Source organism: Marinobacterium maritimum, assembly GCF_039523155.1.
Lineage (GTDB): Bacteria > Pseudomonadota > Gammaproteobacteria > Pseudomonadales > Balneatricaceae > Marinobacterium > Marinobacterium maritimum.
Map to the genome: position 1 here is coordinate 668,660 of NZ_BAAAET010000001.1, position 20,722 is coordinate 689,381.

Annotated in this window: 19 protein-coding genes; 13 read left to right on the forward strand and 6 right to left on the reverse strand. The window is 56.3% G+C overall.

All coding sequences use genetic code 11. The features are described 5' to 3' along the window. The first annotated feature begins 25 nt into the window (after positions 1–25). Complete coding sequence (locus ABD013_RS02960; protein ID WP_343802057.1) at positions 26–1,501, forward strand: protein adenylyltransferase SelO; 1,476 nt, start codon at positions 26–28, stop codon at positions 1,499–1,501. Positions 1,502–1,618: 117 nt separating this feature from the next. Here ABD013_RS02960 and ABD013_RS02965 read toward each other — a convergent pair whose 3' ends face one another. Then, positions 1,619–2,491, reverse strand: coding sequence for a DMT family transporter (locus ABD013_RS02965; protein WP_343802060.1), 873 nt, complete (start codon positions 2,489–2,491; stop codon positions 1,619–1,621). Positions 2,492–2,547: 56 nt separating this feature from the next. Between ABD013_RS02965 and ABD013_RS02970 the strand changes: the two genes are divergently transcribed. The 5 genes from ABD013_RS02970 (at position 2,548) to ABD013_RS02990 (ending at position 6,620) form a co-directional block, all read left to right on the forward strand. Next, complete coding sequence (locus ABD013_RS02970; RefSeq protein WP_343802063.1) at positions 2,548–3,273, forward strand: DUF599 domain-containing protein; 726 nt, start codon at positions 2,548–2,550, stop codon at positions 3,271–3,273. Continuing rightward, positions 3,266–3,751 carry a PaaI family thioesterase gene (locus tag ABD013_RS02975; RefSeq protein ID WP_343802066.1) on the forward strand — a complete coding sequence of 162 codons (486 nt, stop codon included), beginning with the start codon at positions 3,266–3,268 and terminating at the stop codon, positions 3,749–3,751. The genes ABD013_RS02970 and ABD013_RS02975 overlap by 8 nt, the downstream gene beginning before the upstream one ends. Then, on the forward strand, positions 3,735–4,196 hold the full coding sequence (locus ABD013_RS02980; RefSeq protein ID WP_343802069.1) for a PaaI family thioesterase: 462 nt from the start codon (positions 3,735–3,737) through the stop codon (positions 4,194–4,196). Before ABD013_RS02975 ends, ABD013_RS02980 begins: the two co-directional genes overlap by 17 nt. A 76-nt stretch (positions 4,197–4,272) precedes the next feature. Next, on the forward strand, positions 4,273–6,189 hold the full coding sequence (htpG, locus tag ABD013_RS02985) for a molecular chaperone HtpG (RefSeq protein WP_343802072.1): 1,917 nt from the start codon (positions 4,273–4,275) through the stop codon (positions 6,187–6,189). A 128-nt stretch (positions 6,190–6,317) separates the two neighbouring features. Further along, entirely contained in the window at positions 6,318–6,620 is a 303-nt protein-coding gene (locus ABD013_RS02990; RefSeq protein WP_343802074.1) for a c-type cytochrome, read from the forward strand. A gap of 25 nt (positions 6,621–6,645) precedes the next feature. Here ABD013_RS02990 and ABD013_RS02995 read toward each other — a convergent pair whose 3' ends face one another. Then, positions 6,646–7,854, reverse strand: a complete 1,209-nt coding sequence (locus ABD013_RS02995; protein WP_343802077.1) for an EAL and HDOD domain-containing protein — start codon at positions 7,852–7,854, stop codon at positions 6,646–6,648. 147 nt (positions 7,855–8,001) lie between these two features. Here ABD013_RS02995 and ABD013_RS03000 point away from each other — a divergent pair, with 147 nt between their 5' ends. Continuing rightward, positions 8,002–8,895 carry a GGDEF domain-containing protein gene (locus ABD013_RS03000; RefSeq protein WP_343802080.1) on the forward strand — a complete coding sequence of 298 codons (894 nt, stop codon included), beginning with the start codon at positions 8,002–8,004 and terminating at the stop codon, positions 8,893–8,895. Positions 8,896–8,912: 17 nt separating this feature from the next. On the opposite strand, the gene hisC is transcribed toward ABD013_RS03000, so the two are convergent. Both hisC and ABD013_RS03010 read right to left on the reverse strand, forming a co-directional pair. Continuing rightward, positions 8,913–9,974 carry a histidinol-phosphate transaminase gene (gene hisC / locus ABD013_RS03005; protein WP_343802083.1) on the reverse strand — a complete coding sequence of 354 codons (1,062 nt, stop codon included), beginning with the start codon at positions 9,972–9,974 and terminating at the stop codon, positions 8,913–8,915. 74 nt (positions 9,975–10,048) lie between these two features. Then, positions 10,049–10,576, reverse strand: coding sequence for a MarR family winged helix-turn-helix transcriptional regulator (locus tag ABD013_RS03010; protein ID WP_343802086.1), 528 nt, complete (start codon positions 10,574–10,576; stop codon positions 10,049–10,051). A 280-nt stretch (positions 10,577–10,856) separates the two neighbouring features. On the opposite strand from ABD013_RS03010, the gene ectA reads away from it, so the two are divergent. The 5 genes from ectA (at position 10,857) to ABD013_RS03035 (ending at position 15,580) form a co-directional block, all read left to right on the forward strand. Further along, positions 10,857–11,369, forward strand: a complete 513-nt coding sequence (gene ectA, locus ABD013_RS03015) for a diaminobutyrate acetyltransferase (RefSeq protein WP_343802089.1) — start codon at positions 10,857–10,859, stop codon at positions 11,367–11,369. Positions 11,370–11,383: 14 nt separating this feature from the next. Then, positions 11,384–12,658, forward strand: a complete 1,275-nt coding sequence (ectB, locus tag ABD013_RS03020) for a diaminobutyrate--2-oxoglutarate transaminase (RefSeq protein WP_343802092.1) — start codon at positions 11,384–11,386, stop codon at positions 12,656–12,658. Positions 12,659–12,720: 62 nt separating this feature from the next. Further along, a complete protein-coding gene (locus ABD013_RS03025) occupies positions 12,721–13,119 on the forward strand; it encodes an ectoine synthase (protein ID WP_343802095.1) in 399 nt (132 codons plus the stop codon). Positions 13,120–13,226: 107 nt separating this feature from the next. Next, on the forward strand, positions 13,227–14,657 hold the full coding sequence (locus tag ABD013_RS03030) for an aspartate kinase (protein WP_343802097.1): 1,431 nt from the start codon (positions 13,227–13,229) through the stop codon (positions 14,655–14,657). Continuing rightward, on the forward strand, positions 14,645–15,580 hold the full coding sequence (locus ABD013_RS03035; protein ID WP_343802099.1) for a TPR end-of-group domain-containing protein: 936 nt from the start codon (positions 14,645–14,647) through the stop codon (positions 15,578–15,580). Before ABD013_RS03030 ends, ABD013_RS03035 begins: the two co-directional genes overlap by 13 nt. 20 nt (positions 15,581–15,600) lie before the next feature. Here the strand turns inward: ABD013_RS03035 and ABD013_RS03040 are convergent, their stop codons facing one another. Both ABD013_RS03040 and ABD013_RS03045 read right to left on the reverse strand, forming a co-directional pair. After that, entirely contained in the window at positions 15,601–15,807 is a 207-nt protein-coding gene (locus ABD013_RS03040; RefSeq protein ID WP_343802102.1) for a PA3496 family putative envelope integrity protein, read from the reverse strand. A gap of 238 nt (positions 15,808–16,045) precedes the next feature. Next, the gene (locus tag ABD013_RS03045; protein ID WP_343802106.1) at positions 16,046–17,782 is read right to left on the reverse strand and encodes a PHA/PHB synthase family protein; all 1,737 of its coding nucleotides are present in this window, start codon (positions 17,780–17,782) and stop codon (positions 16,046–16,048) included. 204 nt (positions 17,783–17,986) lie between these two features. Between ABD013_RS03045 and ABD013_RS03050 the strand changes: the two genes are divergently transcribed. After that, complete coding sequence (locus tag ABD013_RS03050; RefSeq protein WP_343802109.1) at positions 17,987–20,722, forward strand: bifunctional acetate--CoA ligase family protein/GNAT family N-acetyltransferase; 2,736 nt, start codon at positions 17,987–17,989, stop codon at positions 20,720–20,722.

Sequence of the window (20,722 nt, forward strand, 5' to 3'; positions counted from 1 at the left end):
GAGATGTCTAACAGGAGAAACGTGGATGAGTGCCGGTCGAACTCTGGAACAGCTGAATTTTGACAACAGTTATGCCCGCTTGCCGGAGCACTGGTTTCAGCGTAAAGGGGTGCATCCACTCAAGGCCAGTCACCTGATTGCGTTTAGCCCGGATGTGGCGCGCTGGCTGGACCTGGATCCCTGCAGCATCTCGCCCGATGAGTTGGTGCAACGCTGCACTGGCGATAAGCCGTGGTCCGGCATTGAACCCCTGGCGATGAAGTATACCGGCCACCAGTTTGGCGTCTATAACCCTGATCTGGGGGATGGTCGAGGTCTCTTGCTCGGTGAGGTCGTCAATGCCAAAGGTGCTCGTTATGACCTGCATCTGAAGGGCGCAGGTCAGACCGCCTTTTCCCGTTTTGGTGACGGACGTGCCGTGCTTCGCTCCAGTATTCGCGAGTACCTTGCTGGCGAGGCGATGGCGGGTCTCGGCATCCCGACAACGCGCGCGCTTTGCCTGCTCGGCAGTGAGCAGCATACGATGAGAAACGGTATGGAACCCTGTGCCATGCTGCTCAGGGTCACCCCTTGCCATATCCGCTTCGGTCACTTCGAATATTTCTTCTACAGCGGTCAGCATGATGACTTGCGCCGGTTGGCGGATTACTGTCTGGAGCGTTATTTCCCGCAGCTAAAGGCTGAAGAACAGCCCTATCGTGCAATGTACCGCGAAGTTCTCGAGCGAACTGCTGCGCTGGTGGCGGCCTGGCAGGCCTATGGCTTCGTCCACGGCGTACTTAATACCGACAACATGTCGTTGATCGGTGAAACCTTCGATTACGGCCCCTATACGTTCCTGGACCATTACGAGCCAGGCCATGTTGCCAACAAGAATGATCATGAAGCGCGTTATGCCTTCCACAAGCAGCCTTCGATTGTGCTGTGGAATATGGCAGCACTGGCGCAGGCGATGCTGCCGCTGGTGGAGCGGGCTGAACTGGAGGCCGAGCTTGACCGGTTTGAGGGGCTCTATCAGGCAGCCTATCTGGCGCGTATGAAGGCCCGCCTGGGGTTGCAGGCCGTCGATTCCGGCGATCAGGCACTGGTTGATCAGTTGTCGGCAATCTGGACCGCGCAGCGTATCGACCATAACCGCTTCCTGCGTGCGTTGGGTGAATGGCAGCAGGGGGATGACGCGCAGAAACAGGTATTGCTGGCGCTCTGCTCCAATCCCGAGCCGATGTCGGTCTGGCTGGAGCAGTATGCACTGCGTGTGCAGCAGGAGGCGTCCAGTGCTCCGATTCGCCGCCAGCAGATGCGTTCGGTGAATCCGCGCTTTGTGCTGCGTAACTACATGGCGGAGGAAGTAATCCGCGAGGCGCATCAGGGCGACTATCGGCCGCTGCAGGATTTGCTGCCTCTGCTGCGCCACCCAGGCGATACCCATCCCGGCTTCGAGCGCTTTGCAGGCCCGCGTCCTGAATGGGCGGAATCGATCTACCTGACCTGCTCGTCCTGAATCCGTGTTGCCCGGGCCTGGTTTCGGCAGGTATGACAGGCTGTTTAACCTCTTTCAGGTTGCCGAGTGCGGCACTCACAACCGCTCAGTCGCCGGATCAGGCTATTAAGCCGTCTGTTAATGACGGCTTTGTAGTCGTGAGCCGATCCAGACTGAGCCCAGCCCGCCCAGTATGACCAGCGTAATGCCGGCCCAGGTGAGAGGCAATGGTACCTGATCCCAGATCAGCCAGCCCCAGAGCCCTGTAAACACGACACCGAAATAACTCAAGGGTGCGATGATGGAGGCGGGGGCATGGCTGTACGAACGGGTGTACAGCCACATGGTCAGCCAGATGGAGCCTGCGATCAGCACTATATAGGGCAGGCTGGCCAGTTGCAGTGGTTGCCAGTTGCTCAGTGCCAGCGGTAGCCCCGCCAGGGTTGAGATCAGGAAGTAGTAGAACAGGATGCGGTTGACCGGTTCAGTGCGGGTCAATTCACGGGTGGTGACGATGGAGCCGGCCAGCGCCAGTGCAGAGACAAAACCGACCAAGTGCCATCCGCTGAGTCCGGTCCCTTCCGGCTGCATGATCAGTCCGATACCGATAAAACCCAGCAACAGCGGCAGCCAGCTCAGCCAGTGCAAGCCCACGCGCTGCCATACCAGCAGCCATAGCGGCACGCACAGCGGGGCGGAGTTACGCAGCAGGGCGGCATCCACCAGCGGGATTTTTTCAAGTGCCAGGTAGTAGGCGTAGAAGCAGCCCCATCCACTAAGACCGCGAACCAGATGCAGCAGTGGGCGTTGAGTGCGCAGCTCGGAAAAACCGCGCTGCTTCAGCCAGGGCAGCATAACCAGTACACAGAGCAGGTACTGGAAAAATACAATCATCTCAATGCTGATCATCGCGGCGGCCAGCTTGATCAAAACGGCGGCCATGCTCATCACCAGAGTGGTGGCCAGGGCATAGCCAGCACCGGCGGAAAGGTTGTAACTGCTTGAAGACACTGAAACTTAATCCCTGTAAATTATAGTGATACGGACACAGGTGAGCGGAGTTACTGATGGAAAAGATGCTGTTGCTGGTTCAATCCAACTGGGCCAATGCATTGGCGCTGGGTTGGTTCTTGCTCTGCTTTCGCGGCTACATGTATTACGCTGCATACAAAAGCCACAAGGTTCCCTGTCTGGTCAGCATGCTGCACCTGTACCGTACCGAATGGATGCAGCGGATGTTATCACGGGAAGTCCGAATCGCGGATACAACGGCAATCGCCAACCTCGAGCGCAGCGTTGCCTTTTTTGCGTCAACGACCATTCTGGTGCTGGCGGGTTTGATGACGGTGATGAGCTCGACCGAGAAAGCGATTAATCTGGTTGAGGACCTGCCCTTTGTGGTGGTGGCTACCAAGCAGGAGTGGGAGCTGAAACTGCTGGTGCTGGTGGTGCTGTTTATCTATGCCTTTTTCAAGTTTACCTGGAGCCTGCGCCAGTACGGGTTCGTCTCGGTCATGATCGGGGGGGCGCCCCTGCCGACTGAAAACCCTTCTGCAGCGCAGCAGAAAGCCCATGCAGAGCGGATTGCTCAGATGGCCTCTATGGCGGCGCATAACTTCAACCTGGGGCTGAGGACCTACTATTTCAGCATCGCGGTGCTGGGCTGGTTCATAAACCCCTGGGTGTTCATGCTGCTGGCCTTTACCGTCGTCGTGGTGCTGTATCGACGTGAGTTCACCTCGTCGACGCTCGAGACTTTAATGATGAGTTCGGGAACGGACGGAAATGGATAACGAATACTACATTGCGCGTTGCAGTCGCTTTCTCGATGCGCAACCGCATATGCGCAAGCTGGGCATCAGTCTGGTCCAGGCGGAAAAAAGCAAGGTTACGCTGGTGCTGCCGGTTCAGCCGCAGCTGATCAGCGAGGGCCAGGATACCTACTTTCATGGCGGTGTGCTGACGACGCTGGTTGATGCCGCCAGCAGTGTATCGACACTCTGTGCGCTGGAGGTGTTCGAGCTCTGCCCTACGCTGGATCTTCGTATCGATCATATGCGCACCCCGGTGCAGAGTCAGCCGCTTTATGTTGATGCCGAGTGCTATCGGGTGACTCGCAGCGTTCTGTTCACCCGGGCGCTTGTCTATCAGGATGATCCTTCACACCCTGTTGCCAATGCAATCGCAACGTTCATGCGTCCCGAGGGTGGGGCGACCAACTCCGCATTCAGGTCCATGATCGAAGGAGCCTCCGATGCAACACCTGCTTGAGCTGGTCAAAAAGGCGCATGCCAGTGGTGATTACCAGCCATTGGTTGATCTGATCCCTTATGCCCGTGTGCTGGGGGTGCAGTGCGAATGCTATGGTGAGGAGATTATATTTCGTTTGCCCGCCAACGCTGATAATATCGGCAACCCTACGATTCCTGCCATTCATGGTGGCGTCATTGCCTCCTTCATGGAGTTGACCGCGCTGTTCCAGTTGACGTTGCAACTGCCGCAGCCGGCGTTGGCCAAGATCATCGATTTTTCGCTCGATTACATGCGGGCGGGGCTGGATCGGGACACCTTCGCCATCTGCCATATCGGCCGCCAGGGGCGACGTGTCGGCAGTTGTTCGGTGCTGGCCTGGCAGGAGCGCAAGAGCAAGCCGATCGCCCAGGCGCGAGCGCATTTCCTGCTTGATACGGGCGAGCCGGCAGAAATTGAGCACTAACCCCTTGAAAAGCTGATCAGCAACCCTATATCAGGAAGGGTTGAAAGTTTGTTCTCGGAGGTTAGGTAAACCCGCCATGACTACAGAAACACAGAAAGAGACTCTTGGTTTCCAGACGGAAGTAAAGCAGCTGCTGCATCTGATGATCCACTCGCTGTACTCCAACAAGGAGATCTTCCTGCGTGAGCTGATCTCAAACGCGTCGGATGCATCCGAAAAGCTGCGTTTTGAAGCCCTGCACAACGATGCACTGTATGAAGGGGATACTGACCTCGATATCCGCATCGAATTCGACAAGGAAGCCGGTACGGTCAGCATTGAAGACCGTGGTATCGGTATGAACCGCCAGGATGTGATCGACCACCTCGGTACCATTGCCAAGTCCGGCACGGCAGGTTTCCTGTCCAGTCTGACCGGTGATCAGGCCAAGGACAGTCAGCTGATCGGTCAGTTCGGTGTTGGCTTCTACTCCGCGTTTATCGTGGCTCAGCGTGTTGACGTCTACACCCGTCGTGCTGGAGAGTCTGCTGATAATGGCGTGCACTGGTCATCCACTGGTGAGGGGGACTTCACCATCGCCAGCATCGACAAGGCTCAGCGTGGTACGCGCATCGTACTGAAACTGAAGGAAGGTGAAGAGGAATTTGCCGACGGTTTCCGTCTGCGTTCACTGGTGCGCAAGTATTCCGACCACATCTCTATCCCGGTGAAAATGCTGAAAGAAGCGCTGCCGGGTGAAACCGAGGAAGGTCAAGAGGAAAGCAAGGCGCCCGAGCTGGAAAGCGTCAACTCGGCAACTGCACTCTGGACTCGCTCCAAGTCAGACCTGAATGACGAGGAGTATCAGGAGTTCTACAAGCATATCTCCCATGACTTCTCCGATGCGCTGACATGGTCGCATAACAAGGTTGAAGGCAATCTGGAGTACACCAGTCTGCTGTACGTGCCGGAAAATGCTCCTTACGACCTGTGGAACCGCGAAGCACCGCGTGGCTTGAAACTGTACGTGCAGCGCGTGTTCATCATGGATCAGGCCGACCAGTTCCTGCCGCTGTACCTGCGTTTCATCAAGGGTGTGGTCGACAGCAATAACCTGTCACTGAACGTGTCGCGTGAGATCCTGCAGAAGGATCCGAGCGTCGACAAGCTGCGCTCTGCGCTGACCAAGCGTGTGCTGGATATGCTCAGCAAGCTGGCCAAGAATGACGCCGACAAGTACGCCAAGTTCTGGACGACCTTCGGTCAGGTGATGAAGGAAGGTCCGGCCGAGGATATGGCCAACCGTGACAAGATCCTCAAGCTGCTGCGTTTTGCTTCTACCCACAGCGGAACCGCTGAACAGAACGTATCCCTTGAGGACTACGTGGGTCGTATGCAGGAAGGTCAGAAGAAGATCTACTACGTCGTGGCAGACTCCTTCAATACCGCCAAGAACAGCCCCCACCTTGAGGTATTCCGCAAGAAGGGTATCGAAGTGCTGTTGCTGTCCGAGCGTATCGATGAATGGATGATGAGCCAGCTGTTCGACTTCGACGGCCACAGCTTCCAGGATGTCACCAAGGGTGAGCTGGATCTGGGCGAGACCGAGTCCGAAGAAGAGAAGCAGAAGCTGGAAGAGGTGGCCAAGGAGCATGAAGGGTTGATCGAGCGCTTGAACAAGGTGCTCGAAGACAAGGTTGATTCCGTCCGCATTACTCATCGTTTGACCGATTCACCTGCCTGTCTGGTGATTGGTGACTATGATATGGGGCTGCAGATGCGTCGCATCATGGAAGCGGCGGGTCAGCAGGTACCGGATACCAAGCCGATCTTCGAGATTAACCCTGAGCACCCGCTGATCGACAAGTTGGACCAGGAGCCGGATGAAGATCGTTTTGGCGAACTGGCACTGGTGCTGTTTGACCAGGCAGGTCTGGCGGCAGGTGCTACTCTGGACGATCCGGCCAGTTATGTGCAGCGTTTGAACAAGCTGCTGCTGGAATTGAGCAGCTAAGCCATAGCGGATTATGGGATGGAAAAGGGCGGCCTCAGGGTCGCCTTTTTTTATGCTTGGCTGTTGCAGGTCATAGTGTTGAAATGCGGCTGACGTTATTCTGAGACGAAAATTATGGAGATAAGAGTATGAAGATGCGTAGTGTTCTGGCTGTTGCTGCTCTGGTTGCTTTGCCGCTTTCCGCTCAGGCAATGACGGCGGATGAGGTGGTGCAGAAGCATTGTGTTGCCTGTCATCAAGCGGGGCTGGGCGGAGCTCCCAAGCTGGAAGACAAGGCAGCCTGGGCGCCGCGTATTGGCAAGGGTGTTGATGCGATGACCCAGACCGTTCTTTCCGGCAAGGGTGCCATGCCGCCCAAGGGAACCTGCGGTACCTGTGATGAGGCTGCGCTCAAGGCCGCGGTAGAATCGATGACGGCCCCGTTGCAGTAAGGTGTGATCGGGGCAGCAGCTGCAGCTATAGCTGCCCCATCAATTGCATCGACTCGCGGCACCACTCCAGGCTGCTGAGGTAGCAACGTTGCAGCTTGGTTGTGAGTGTTCGGTCGGTGCTGGCCCAGTTGCCATGTACAAAGGCTTCGACCTGTTGCAGTAACTGGCCTAACTCACCCTGGCGATCCGTCAGGGCATCATAAATCTTGCCTGAAACGTCAATCTGCTGCAGGAGTTCGTCTTGTGTCTGGTTCATCAAGGCATCCAGATGCAGCAGCAGTCCGGTCATGAAGGCTTCGCCATTGTCGACGGCAGGATAAGCAGCGGCGAGCAGTTCGCAGAAGCGAGCGGTAAGCAGTATCTGGCGAACCAGCTCGCTGGGCTTGCCGTAATCATTGGCCAGAATGATCAGTGAAGCCCATTTCTTCAGCTCATCAATACCCAGGTAGACGAGCGCTTCCTGCAGGCTGCTCAGGTTGCGTTGCAGACCAAAAGCGGCGGAATTGCTCAGCCGCAGCAGTTTATAGCTAAGTGCGGGGTCGCGTGACAGTATGTCATTCAGTTGGTCAAAACTGGTTTCCGGCTGGCTCAAGGCGGCCAACAATTGGCTGATGATCAGCTTGCTGCCGGAGGCTTTGCGACCTTTCAGCAGCTCAGGTTTGCTGAAAAAGAAGCCCTGAAAAAGCTCGCAGCCGAGTTCTCGGCAAAGCTGGTACTCTTCCAGGGTCTCCACCTTCTCGGCGAGCAGCGTAATTTTGTACGGGCGCAAATGTTCGATCTGCTGGCGCAGCTCTGAGGCCGAAAGGGCGCGAATATCGAGTTTTACGATATGGGCTATTTTTAGCAGAGGATCAAAGGTCGGGTCATAGGTGAAGTCATCGAGCGCCAGTCTGAAACCGGCATCGCGCAAGCGCTGCGCTGCCTGGATTAGCTGTGGTGTCACCAGACAGTCTTCCAGTATCTCGATCACGATCTCACGTGGAGAAAGCGATGGCAGAGTTTCGGCTTCCAGCATTTGCTGGCTGAAATTGATGAAGGCTGGCAGGGTGCGCAGATTACCGGCATCGGTGATGCTGGTGTACGAATGCAGAATGACGCGGCTACTGGCAGCCTCACCGCTGATTAACGGCAATGGGTTAACGCCATCTTCACTGCGATACAGTAACTCATACGCAATAACATTCTGCCTGGCATCGAAGATTGGCTGACGTGCCATCAACACCTGGTCGGCCATGTGAAATACTCCTGTGAGCCGCTATGACAAGACTCATATAGTCCCTTAATGGGAACATAGTATAGTCTTAGAGGGGGTATGGATATATATCAGGATAGGGATGAGGCCATCGGCATGGCTTGCAGATCTGAATACAGGGGAAAGGTAATGAGTACAGATGCATATGAAGCGCGTTATCGGGCGATGCTGAACACCTGTCAGGATCCGGTACTGGTGCTGGATAATGAAACGATAGTGGCGGCCAGTGATGCAGAGCAGGTCTGGTGTCAACCGGATGTGCTGGTGGGGCGTGTGCTGTCTGAGCTGTTCGCGGATGACTTGCTGACTCAGTTTCGTCAGGTGCTGAGACAACTGGCGGAGGGTGAGGAAGTGATGGAGCTGGAGTATCAGTTAAGGCCCGAGCACCTGCCTGTGCTGCGTGAGCTAGGGCTCTCCGAGCCTTGCTGGTTTAGAGGTCGCTGGATGATGTCTGAGCAGGGCGAGGTGGTCTGGAGTGCCCGCGATATGACCGCCCAGAAGCATCTGGAGCGCAAGCTTTCCCATCAGGCGCAGCGCGATCCGTTAACAGGTGCCTATAATCGCCGTACTTTGATCCCTGTGCTGGAGATGGCTACGGCGCAAGCACTGCGTTATGACGGTGCAACAAGTGTGTTGCTGATCGACGTGGATGATCTCAGCGGTATCAATGACCGCTATGGCTGGGATGCCGGTGATCAAGTATTGCAGCAGACGGTGATGATGCTGCATGCGCTCAAGCGCACTTCTGACTTTCTGGCGCGCTATGCCGATGATCAGCTGGTCGTCGTGTTGCCTGAAACGAATCACGAGCAGGGTTTGCTGGCGGCTGAGCGGATGCGTGGTGCGATCGAAAACCTGGAGTTGCCCTACAGTACCGGTAATCTGAACTGGACGATCAGTGTTGGGCTGGCGTCAGCGATCAATCTTGAAGATGATGCGGCCGCAATGATGCGGCGTGCACGGGAAAACCTGCTGATCGCACAACAAAGCGGTCGCAACCGGGTTGAAGGCGAGGCGCTCTGAGCGCCTCGATGATTGGGTTAAAGTGCTGGGTGTGCCTGCAGGCAGCTGATCAGCGCTTCCATCTCCTCGGTAGTACCGATGGTGATGCGCAGGTGGTTATCGATACCGGGTTTGGTGAAATGACGCACCAGGATCTTGTTGTCACGCAGGTACTGCATCAGCTCGGCCGCAGGTACTTGCGGATGGCTGGTAAACACGAAGTTGGTGTGTGACGGCAGGACCTCGAAGCCGAGCTTTTGCAGCTGTTCGGTGGTCCAGCTGCGGGTTTCGATTACCCGGTTGATGCAGGCAGTGAAATACTCCTTGTCCTCAATCGCTGCAATGGCGGTCTGCTGGGCCAGCATGTCCAGCGGGTAGGAGTTGAAGCTGTTTTTGACCCGCTCCAGGGCTTCGATCAGGTCCGGGTGGCCGAACGCAAAGCCAACGCGCATGCCGGCCAGTGAGCGTGATTTGGAGAAGGTCTGGATCACCAGCAGGTTGGGGTACTGCTCAACCAGGCGGGTGGCGCTTGCCGCACCAAAGTCCACATAGGCTTCATCGACCACCACGACAGAGTCAGTATTGCGCTCGAGCAGAGTCTTGAGGGCGGCCAAATCGACGCTGATGCTGGTCGGGGCGTTGGGGTTGGCGAAGATGATGCCGCCATTTTCGCCGCAGTAGTCATCAAGATCGATGCGGAAGTCCTCAGTCAGAGGAATATGGCGCGCGTCAATTCCGAACAGATCAATATAGACGTTGTAGAAGCTGTAGCTGGTTTCAGGCAGTAGCAGCGGCTTTGGCTGGCGCAGCAGTGCCATGAAGGTCAGTGCCAGTACTTCATCTGAGCCGTTCCCGACGAACACCTGATTGCGAGCCAGTCCTGCATCGTCGGCCAGGGCTTGCTTAAGCGCCTGGCAGTCCGGGTCTGGATACAGCCGCAGTCGTTCACTGTCGAAATGGCGCAGCACGGCCTCAACGGCAGGGGCGGGCGGGTAGGGGTTTTCGTTGGTATTCAGCTTGATCAGGCCGTCCACCTTGGGCTGTTCGCCCGGTGTGTACGGCACGAGTGACTGAATAGCCGGGCTCCAGAATCGGCTCATGTTGAACTGTCCATCCACAGATGCAAAAGGCACATCATAACAGACCCGAATGGCGGCGACGACTTGGCGGCAGTTCAGTTTTTCAGGTTGTTGTGCTCGGCCTGAAGGTATTCGGGGACGCTGCTGTCACTGGTCCGATCAAGGGCGCCGATATCCAGCATGGGGGCGGCATCAAGGTGGTGTGCGCCGAGAATATGGGAGACATGCTCAAGGGCCGCTACGATCATCGACTGCTCCCAGTCATGCATGTCTTCAAACTGACGAATGAAGGTGTCCTGCAGAGTGGCAGGTGCCGATTTCAGCAGCTCCAGTCCCTCTTCAGTCGGGCAGGCCAGGACTTTTCGTTTGTCCGTATGGCTGCGCTCGCGACGAACGAGGTTCTTGCGCTCAAGGCGGTCCAGAATGCTGGTAACCGTCGCCTGGGCCAGATTCATCTCTTTGGCCAGCATGCCGATGGTCAGTGGGCCATTGATATGCAGTGTCTGCATGGTCATCAGCTGAGGCATGGTAAGGCCGGTCATGCGGCTCAGGTGTTTGTCGTGCAGGTCGGTGGCCCGAATGATCTGGCGCAGTAACACCAGTGCGTCCTGACTTTTGTCCATAGCGCTTGGAAGTTTCCCCGGTACAGGTTTGGATTCTGGGCGCTTTTTAGCCTGATTTGTAGAGTAATGCAAAATATCTTTACTACCCGAAACTCAGTATTTTGTAATGCAAAACAATGTAACTTTGAGCTTTTATTGAGGTAATTGGGGTGAAAAACAGCAACTATGTCGCTATATGAGTGTATCTCTTCTAAGTGTTACGATTGCTTTCGTGGTTGAAATGTCATTTTAGATATGTTTTATACTAAAAACCATAGCAAGGCTAAATAAATCAAATACTATGGATTCTGACATTTTTACGCTACGTAAGCCTGAGGCCACTGACGGCTTCGCCCTTCACAAGCTCGTTGAGCGCTGTTCCCCTTTGGACCCCAACTCCGTTTACTGCAATTTGTTGCACTGCAGCCATTTCGCCGAAACCGGCATCGCGGCCGTGAATGCTGATGGTGAGGTGGTCGGTTTTATCTCAGGTTATCGACCACCCGAGCGTCAAGACACCCTGTTTGTTTGGCAGGTTGCTGTCGATGCCCGTTGCCGTGGTCAGAAGCTGGGTCAGCGGATGCTGCTGGCGCTGACTGAGCGCCTGGCTCCAGTCGGTGTGCAGTACATCGAGACCACCATCACGCCGGGCAATGTTGCTTCAGAAACCCTTTTTGCACGTGTGTTTGCAGCCCTGTCAGCGCCGGTTGAGCGCTCGGTGCTGTTTTCTCGCGAAGAGCACTTCGATGGCCAGCATGACGATGAAATGTTGTATCGCGCCGGCCCGTTCAAGCTCGCCAAACCGAATTCGTAACTCAGGAGAGATCGATGAATATTTTCCAGAAAACTGAATCTGAAGTTCGTACATACAGTCGTTCCTTCCCAGTGACCTTCAGCAAGGCCAAGGGAGCTGTACTGACAACCGAAGACGGTAAGGAGTATGTCGATTTCCTCGCTGGTGCCGGCACGCTGAACTACGGTCACAACAATGAAGTGCTCAAGCAGGCGCTGATCGACTACATCAGCAATGACGGTCTGACGCATGGTCTTGATATGCAATCCGAGGCGAAGGCTCACTTCTTGCAGACGTTCCACGACCTGATCCTGGCGCCGCGAGGCATGGGTGACTACAAGGTGATGTTCACCGGCCCGACCGGTACCAATGCAGTCGAAGCGGCGATGAAACTGGCGCGCAAGGTCAAGGGGCGCAGCAACATCATCTCTTTCACTAACGGTTTCCACGGTGTAAGCGGTGGCGCTCTGGCGGCGACCGGTAACCAGCATCACCGTGGCGGCATGGGGACTTCGCTGTCTGACGTTACGCGCATGCCGTTTGACGGCTACCTGGGTGAAGGTGTGGATACCACCGAATACCTGGATAAAGTGCTCAGCGATCCGAGCAGTGGTGTCGACCAGCCGGCGGCTGTTATCGTGGAGACGATTCAGGGTGAGGGTGGTCTTAATGCCGCTTCATTCGAGTGGCTGCGTAACCTGGAAAAGGTCTGCCGTCGTCATGACATGCTGCTGATCGTGGATGATATCCAGTCCGGTTGTGGGCGTTCGGGTCGCTTCTTCAGCTTTGAAGAGGTGGGAATCCAGCCGGATATCGTGACTCTGTCGAAGTCTCTCAGCGGTTATGGTCTGCCGTTTGCGGTCACCATCTTCCGTCCAGAGCTGGACCAGTGGAGCCCGGGCGAGCATAACGGTACCTTCCGTGGCAACAACCATGCGTTTATTACGGCCGCGGCCGCATTCAAGACCTTCTGGTCTGATGATCAGTTCGAGCAGGAGGTACGCCACAAGGCGGAAAAACTGCGCGCGGGTCTCGAAGCGATCATCAAGGCGCATGGTGCCAAGACGCTCAAGCTGAAGGGGCGTGGCCTGATGAGCGGCATCGAGTGTCCGGATGGTGAGTTGGCGGGTGCTGTGACAGGCAGCGCATTCGAGCAGGGACTGGTGATCGAGACCAGTGGTGCCCATGATCAGGTAGTCAAGTGTCTGGTGCCGCTGGTGCTGACGGACGAACAGATCGAATTTGGCCTCAAGGTGCTGGACAGGGCGTTTGCTGACGCACTGGCTGCTCGTGAGCGCAAGGCCTCTTGAGGCCTTGCAGCGAACGCAGGCTGCATTCATTTACTGAAATCCACTGAACAAGAGAAGCTGTAATGATCGTTAGAACGCTCGAAGAGTGCGAAAAGTCTGAACGTCGAGTAGTATCCCAGAACTGGGAAAGTACCCGTATGCTGCTGAAAGATGACAACATGGGGTACTCTTTCCATATCACCACTATTTATGAAGGCACCGAGACTCATATCTGGTATCAGAACCATCTGGAGTCGGTGTACTGCATCAGTGGTGAGGGCGAAGTCGAAACGCTTGCCGATGGCAAAATCTATTCGATCAAGCCCGGGACGCTGTATAATCTGAACGAACATGATGAACACCTGCTGCGTGCAACCAAAGAGATGAAGCTGGCGTGTGTATTCAACCCGCCACTGAATGGTAAAGAGGTGCACGACGAGAATGGCGTCTATCCGCTGGAAGCGGAGACGGTCGAGGCCTGATCGCCACCCTGAGCGAAACATGCCGGCTGAATGCCGGCATGTTTGTATATCGACCACCCATTGCCATTCAGGGGCAGCAATACACGAGAGAGCCAACAGGAAATAACATGCATACTGTAGAGAAGATCGGCGGTACCTCAATGAGTCGCTTTCGCGAGCTGATGGATACCATTCTGATTGGTGAGCGTACGGGAGAAGAGTTGTACAACCGTATCTTCGTTGTCTCCGCTTATGGCGGCATTACCAACCTGCTGCTTGAGCACAAGAAAACCGGTGAGCCGGGTGTTTATGCGCGCTTTGCCAATGCTGAAAACGAAGGTGCCTGGCGTGAAGCGCTGGCCGATGTGCGTGCCCGCATGCTTGAAATCAACCTTGAGTTGTTTGGTGATTCCGTTGAGCGTGCGGAAGCGGATCGTTTCATCAGTCAGCGTATCGCTGATGTGGAAGCGATTATGCTGAATCTGGAGCAGCTCTGTTCCAATGGGCACTTCCAGCTCGACGAGCATCTGATGAAAGTGCGCGAAATGCTGGCGGCGATTGGTGAAGCCCACAGTGCTCATAATAGTGTCCTGGCGCTTCGCAAACATGGCGTTAATGCACGCTTTGTCGATCTGTCCGGCTGGGACCAGCCGAAGCCGCTGCCGTTCGATGAAATGATCGAAGTGAGCTTCAAGGATATCGATGTGGCCAGTGAGATGCCGATCGTTACCGGCTATACCCACTGCAGCGAAGGCCTGATGCGCACCTTCGATCGTGGCTACAGCGAAATGACGTTCAGCAAGATCGCGACCAAGACGGGCGCCGCCGAAGCGGTGATCCACAAGGAGTTCCACCTGAGCACCGCTGATCCCGGTATCGTCGGTCTGGATAAGGTGGTTACCATTGGTCGTACCAATTACGACGTGGCGGACCAGCTGTCCAACCTGGGTATGGAGGCGATCCACCCCAAGGCTGCCAAGGGTCTGCGTCAGCAGGAGATCGAACTGCGCATCAAGAATGCCTTCGAGCCTGATCATGCCGGTACCGTGATCAGTACCGACTACTGCAGCTCCGAGCCGCGTGTTGAAATCATTGCGGGTCGTTCCAATGTCTTTGCGATCGAGATCTTCGACCAGGACATGCTGGGTGAAGCCAAATATGACATCGAGCTGCTCAAGCTGCTGAATGATCTGCGTCTGTACGTCGTCAACCGTGACTCCGACGCCAACAGCATCACCTATTTCGTGGCCGGTTCGCGCAAGATGGTCAACCGTGCCCAGCGTCTCATCGGTGACATGTTTGGTGATGCCGAGGTGGCTTTGCACAAGGTGGCGATCGTCTCTGCGATCGGTTCCAACCTCAAGGTGCCGGGTATTCTGGCCAAGACCGCGACTGCATTGGCGGATGCCGGTATTAGCGTTCAGGCCCTGCACCAGTCCATGCGACAGGTGGAGATGCAGTGTATCGTCAACCAGGACGATTATGAGCCGGCTGTGCGCGCCATGCACTACGCCCTGATTGAGCAGGAAGGTCACGGGGATGTGATATGCGCTGCCTGAAGGTAGCCCTGCTGCTGCTTCTGCCGTGCCTTGCCATGGCGCAAACGGAGGCCCCCGACTCGGGGGCCGCTTCCGTTGTGGCGGCAGAAACGGCGGCTGAAAGGTCTACGCTGCGCGAGCAGGTGGAGCAGCTCGATGAGCCGCTGTACAAGCCGTTCATCGAGCGCTATATCATCGACGAGATTAAGGTTCTGCGGTCCGAGCTGGAGCAGCAGAAGGTCGAGATGATCCGTGAGATTACCGATCGTGAGCTCAAGGTGGCCAACAGTTCCATCTCCTACGCCACTGATACGGTAACCTACTTTTTCTACCTGATCGCCGCTGCATCATCAATTCTGTTGATCGTCGGCTGGAACTCGATTCGCGAGATTCGTGATCGTGTGCAATCGATTGCTGACGAGAAGGTGGGGCGTCTGGTTGAAGAGTATGAAGAGCGTCTGGAGCGGGTGGAGAAGGAGCTGCTGCGCAAGTCCCGTATCATCCAGGAAAACCAGCACGAGCTTGAGGTTACCAACGAGGTGCAAACGCTCTGGGTCAAGGCGACTCAGGAGACCTCATGGGAGCAGAAGATACGCCTCTATGATCGTATCCTCGAGCTGCGTCCGGATAATGCCGAGGCGCTGACCTACAAGGCGGATGCAGCATTGGAGCTCAATCAGCACCAGTGGGCCATATCGCTGTGTAACCGGGCGTTGACGGTGGAGCCTGACAGCGGTCATGCCTACTTCCAGCTGGCCTGTGCCTACGCCGACTTGGGAGCCAGCCGTATCGCGCTGGACTACCTGAAACAGGCGGTCAGCATCTCGGATGAGTATCGAGAGCAGGCACGTCAGGAGCAGCGCCTGCTGTCACTGTCTCAGGAGCCGGACTTCATGTCCGTATTGACCCGATTTGAGGGCGAATCGGCCGGCAGTGAAGTCTGAGTCGCTGCCGGCTTGCTCAATCACTCACGCAAGTGATCGAAATCGTCAAAGCTATCGCTGATCTGCCGCTTCAGGCGGCGCTCTTCCATGAAGTCCTCAATTTGACGTCGGCGTTTGCCGTTGTATTTCACCTTGCTGCGACTGACCTCTTCCTCGTCATTGAACTGTTCATTCCAGTCATCCAGCTCGTCATCAGCCACTTGATCGACACGAATTTTGGTGCCCATCGTTCTTACTCTCACACAAAAGTTTACGGAAACGGCGGTGCCGCGATTGTGAAAGATGGGGAAAGGGTGCGGGTGCAGGAAGCACGGGGGTTTGCGCCCTTAGATGACTCCCTCATCTAAGCGCGAATATAGTTCAGCCCTGAGTGGGCTTCAAAATAAAAAATTCCTATCAAAAATGGAAAAAAATGCGATCTGGATCAATCGATCACGCCCTACAGGGCGTGATCGGCCGGAAAGCCTAGCGTTCAAACACGTAGGTGCCGGGAGCGGGTGCGATGGCAGGATAACCGGCGTCGGAATTACCGATAGCGGGCGGGGTGACTTGTGTCGTGCTGTGCTTTGACAGCCAGTCGGCCCAGGGCTCCCACCAGGAGCCTTCTCGGCTCTCGTGACGCATGACCCAGTCGTCGGCCGGAATGTGCTTGTCTTCTGCGGTCTGGACGCCGAGCTGGTAATGGCGCCGAGGGTGACCCGGTTCGCTGACGATGCCGGCATTGTGGCCGCCACTGGTCAGGATAAAGGTGACTTCGGTATTCATCAGATCATGGACCTTGTACACCGAGCGCCAAGGAGCGACGTGGTCGGTCTGGGTGGCAACGCAAAACACTGGAACGCGGATGTCGCGCAGCGAGATCGGGCGGTCGCCGACACGGAAGCGGCCGCTGGCCAAGTCGTTATTGAGGAACAGGCGGCGCAGATACTCCGAATGCATCCGGTACGGCATACGGGTGGAGTCTGCGTTCCAGGCCATGAGGTCGTTCATCCGCGGGCTCTCACCCAGCAGGTACTCGCTGACCATGCGTGACCAGATCAGGTCGTAGGAGCGCAGCAGGGTGAAGGCGCCGGCCATCTGCTGGGTGTCGAGATATCCCTTGTCCCACATCATGTCTTCCATGTAGCTGAGCTGGCTTTCGTCAATGAACAGCATCAGCTCGCCGGCTTCGGTGAAGTCGGTTTGTGCGGTAAACAGGGTGAGCGACTGCAGGCGGTCATCGTTGTCACGGGCCATCGCCGCCGCCGCAATCGTGGCCAGAGTGCCGCCGAGGCAGTATCCGACCAGATGTACCTTGCGTTCAGGTATCACTGCGTTGATGACTTTCAGGGCGTCCATGACGCCGCGGCGCAGGTAGTCTCCCATACCCATGTCCCGGTCATGCGCGTCCGGGTTATGCCAGGAGATCATGAACACAGTATGTCCCTTATCGACCAGGTAACGCACCATGGAGTTGTGCTCTGACAGGTCGAGGATGTAGTACTTCATTATCCAGGCCGGTGTGATCAGAACCGGCTCGGCGGCGACCTTGTCGGTGGTGGGGGAGTACTGAATCAGCTCAATCAGGCGGTTGCGGAAAACCACCTTGCCGGGGGTTGCGGCCAGATTCTTGCCCGTGGCGAAAGGCTGGTTTTCCGGATCGGCTTCTTCGAGCAGGTTGTGCTGCATGTCTTCCAGCAGATTCTGCAGCCCCTTGACCAGGCTCTGGCCTCCAGTTTGAACTGCCTTTTCCACGACCAGCGGGTTGGTGGCCGGATAGTTGGTAGGCGAAAACAGGTCCAGCCACTGACGTGCCGCAAAAGAGACGACGTTTTCATGGTGCTTGGCAACGCCCGGAATGCCGGTTGTGGCATAGTGCCACCATTGTTCCTGCAGCAGGAAGCTTTGCGACATGATGTTGTATGGGAAGCGTTTCCAGGCAACATCCCTGAAGCGACGGTCGCCGGGCAGTGGTGTGATGAAGGGCGGAGCTTCACTGTCAAGGCTGGCGCGTGCTGCCCAAAGGCCGAAGGCGCTGGCCTTGCGCAGCATGTTTTCCAGCATTTCGTTGATTTTGCCGGGAGAATGGGTGGTATGAGTCAGCCAGTCAAGATAAGCCAGTGTTAGCGAAGCAGGGGACAGGCCTTGGGTGTAACGGCCCTCGATTGCATGAATAACCCGGTCTATGCTGTTCTTTATGTCTGGAAGGGGCATGCGCGTCATTTGAATCTCCTTGCTCTGGCTATCGTTCCCGAGGGGCGAGCATAGCAGTCGGTTGTCACCTGGGACAGGTAAAGTTTTGTGCCCAAAGTCCTATTGCAATTGGCCTGGTATCCGGCTTTTGCTGCAGGTGCGAAAAATATAGAATACGCTATCAGGTGTGACGCCTGAATGAAAACTGATTCCGTCAATAAAGGAACTCACTGAGTGTCAACAAAATACCTCAAGCGTTTTTTTAAGCCACAATCCATCGCTGTGTTCGGAGCCTCCGAGCGTGATGACAGCATGGGGGGCGTGGTGCTGAGCAACCTGATCGAGAGCCAGTACCCGGGCAAGCTGATGGCGGTAAATGCGCAAGGGTATGACGAGGTTCACGGCGTTCAGTGCTATCGCAGCGTGGCCGATCTGCCGGAGATGCCGGACTTGGCGATCATCTGCTCGCCGCCGGAATCGGTGGCCGGCATTATCCGCAAACTGGGTGCCAACATGGTCAAGGCGGCGATGATTCTGACCGGCGGCTTGAATCCTGCGGATACGGCTCACAGTCAGTCGCTGCGTGAGGAGGTGCGTGAAGCTGCCCGCCCATACGGTATTCGTATTCTGGGCCCGGACTGCATGGGCTTGCTGGTACCCGGTTCAAAAATGAACGCCAGCTATTCACACGTGAATATCCGCAAGGGCAAGGTGGCCTATGTGGGTCAGTCCGGCCTGCTGGGGACGGCGATGATTGACTGGGCCAGCGGCCAGGAAATCGGGTTTTCTCATTTCCTGACACTGGGTGATGGTGTCGACGTGGACCTGCCTGCAATAATCGACTATCTGGCCAAGGAGCCGGCGACTCAGGCTATTCTGCTGCAGATGGATCGGATCATTGGTGCCTCGCGCAATTTTGTGTCCGCGGTACGGGCTGCCTCGCGCAATAAGCTGGTACTGGTACTCAAGTCCAACATCGTTCAGGACGGTCGCTATTCGGTTGAGCTGGCACCAGGCATCAGTGATGAGGACCAGGTATATGATGCCGCCTTGCGTCGCGCCGGTGCGGTACGAGTGGAAACCTCCGATCAGCTGTTCAATGCTCTGGAAACCCTGTCGCGGATGAAGCCGATGCGGGGTGAGCGTCTGGCTATCCTCTGTAATGGCATGGGGCCCAATGCGCTGGCGACTGACCGATTGCTGCGCAAGCAGGGCAAGCTGGCGGAGATCACTGAAGAGACCCGTCAGGCGCTGGCCGAGTTGTTGCCGCCCAGCTGGAACGGGCGCAACCCGGTGGACCTGAATACTGATGCGACACCGGCACGTTTTGCTGAAGTGACGCGCTTGTTGACCAAGGACCCCAATGTGGATGCGGTGCTGACCATCCATGCGCCGACGCGGATGGCCGCCAGTGTCGCCACCGCCGATGAAGTGATCAAGGTGGCGCGCAAGACGCCGCGTAACGTACTGACCTGCTGGATGGGACGCTACTCGGCGATTGAAGCCCGCAACCACTGTAATGCTTCGGGCATTCCCACCTTCATGACGCCGGAAGAAGCGGTCGATGCGTTCATGCAGATGGTGGAATATCACCGCAATCAGGCGGCGATGCGGCAGACGCCGGCGCCTTTCCACCTGCATAACCTTCCCAACCGCAAGCGTGCGCGACAGATGTTGCAGCAGGCGCAGGCAGAGGGGCGTGATTACTTGACCCATGCCGAGTCCTGTCAGCTGCTCGACCTGTACGAGATTCCCACGCCCAATACCGGTTATGCCGATGATATTAACGGTGTGGTGGATATCGCCCGCCAGATGGGCGGCTCGGTTGCGGTCAAGGCACTGCACCGCGATAACGTCTATCCATTCTGCTACGACAACACGGCGCATCAGCGCTGGCGCGACCTGGCGCTGGATCTTTACTCGATCAGCGAGGTGCGTCATGCGACCACCAAACTGGCCTATCGAGTCGGCGAGAATTATGCGCCAGAAGAGACCCATGGCTTTGTTGTCCAGCAGATGAAGCGTGGCTTCCAGTCGATGCAGGTCAACGTGGGTATCACCCGGGATCCCGTGTTCGGTCCGCTGATGTTGTTCGGTGTCGGTGGCTACACCATTGATGTGCTCGCTGACCGCAACATCATGCTGCCGCCGCTGAACTTTGCCCTGGCACGCCAGCTGGTCAAGCGCTCGCGTGTTTACAATATCATTGCCGAGAACAGCTACCAGGTTGAACGGGATGTCGACCATCTTTGCGAAATGCTGATTCGCCTGTCGGAGATGGCGGTTGATCTGCCGGAACTGAAATGCCTTGAGATCAACCCGCTGCTGCTCAACAAGCGCGGTTTGCTGGCGGTTGATTGTGCAGTGTCTTTGGGGCAGCCGGCACAGCTGTCGATCTCGCCTTATCCCGAGTACCTGACCGAGCAGGTAACGCTGAAGCGTTCCGGTCGCAGCGCAACACTGAGAGCGATTCGCGGGGAAGATGAGCCGGCGCATCTGGAGTTTTTCAACCAGTTGAGCCCCGAATCGATCCGGTTGCGATACTTTTACAGCCGCGGTGTGCCCAGCCATGCAGAGCTGGCTACCTGGACCCAGATCGATTATGACCGCGAGATGGCATTCATCGTTACGGCACCGAAACTCAGTGGTGCAGGATTCGAGACACTTGGAGTAGTGCGTGCGGTTACCGATGCTGATAATGTACGCAGTGAGTTCTCGATCGTGGTGCGTGATGACATGCAGGGCGAGGGTCTGGGCGTGATGCTGATGCAAAAAGCGATCGATTATTGCCGCGCCCGGGGAACACTGCAGCTGGTCGGATCGACCATGCCCTCCAACAAGGGGATGCAGGGGCTGGCGCGTAAGCTGGGCTTCAAAAACAGCTACAACATGGAAGAAGATGTGGTGGATATGAAAATGATGCTCAATGAGCCCACCGAGGACTGGCAGATCTACCGTCTGCAACACTGA

Bases quoted from the DNA above. Each gene is read 5' to 3' on its own strand.
- ABD013_RS02980 (WP_343802069.1), top strand. From the start codon at position 3,735: ATGCAACACCTGCTTGAGCTGGTCAAAAAGGCGCATGCCAGTGGTGAT.
- ectA (WP_343802089.1), top strand. From the start codon at position 10,857: ATGGATTCTGACATTTTTACGCTACGTAAGCCTGAGGCCACTGACGGC.
- htpG (WP_343802072.1), top strand. From the start codon at position 4,273: ATGACTACAGAAACACAGAAAGAGACTCTTGGTTTCCAGACGGAAGTA.
- ABD013_RS03035 (WP_343802099.1), top strand. From the start codon at position 14,645: ATGCGCTGCCTGAAGGTAGCCCTGCTGCTGCTTCTGCCGTGCCTTGCC.
- ABD013_RS02960 (WP_343802057.1), top strand. From the start codon at position 26: ATGAGTGCCGGTCGAACTCTGGAACAGCTGAATTTTGACAACAGTTAT.
- ABD013_RS02995 (WP_343802077.1), bottom strand. From the start codon at position 7,854: ATGGCCGACCAGGTGTTGATGGCACGTCAGCCAATCTTCGATGCCAGG.
- ectB (WP_343802092.1), top strand. From the start codon at position 11,384: ATGAATATTTTCCAGAAAACTGAATCTGAAGTTCGTACATACAGTCGT.
- ABD013_RS03010 (WP_343802086.1), bottom strand. From the start codon at position 10,576: ATGGACAAAAGTCAGGACGCACTGGTGTTACTGCGCCAGATCATTCGG.
- ABD013_RS02970 (WP_343802063.1), top strand. From the start codon at position 2,548: ATGGAAAAGATGCTGTTGCTGGTTCAATCCAACTGGGCCAATGCATTG.
- hisC (WP_343802083.1), bottom strand. From the start codon at position 9,974: ATGAGCCGATTCTGGAGCCCGGCTATTCAGTCACTCGTGCCGTACACA.
- ABD013_RS03040 (WP_343802102.1), bottom strand. From the start codon at position 15,807: ATGGGCACCAAAATTCGTGTCGATCAAGTGGCTGATGACGAGCTGGAT.
- ABD013_RS03030 (WP_343802097.1), top strand. From the start codon at position 13,227: ATGCATACTGTAGAGAAGATCGGCGGTACCTCAATGAGTCGCTTTCGC.
- ABD013_RS02990 (WP_343802074.1), top strand. From the start codon at position 6,318: ATGAAGATGCGTAGTGTTCTGGCTGTTGCTGCTCTGGTTGCTTTGCCG.
- ABD013_RS03025 (WP_343802095.1), top strand. From the start codon at position 12,721: ATGATCGTTAGAACGCTCGAAGAGTGCGAAAAGTCTGAACGTCGAGTA.
- ABD013_RS03045 (WP_343802106.1), bottom strand. From the start codon at position 17,782: ATGACGCGCATGCCCCTTCCAGACATAAAGAACAGCATAGACCGGGTT.
- ABD013_RS03000 (WP_343802080.1), top strand. From the start codon at position 8,002: ATGAGTACAGATGCATATGAAGCGCGTTATCGGGCGATGCTGAACACC.
- ABD013_RS02975 (WP_343802066.1), top strand. From the start codon at position 3,266: ATGGATAACGAATACTACATTGCGCGTTGCAGTCGCTTTCTCGATGCG.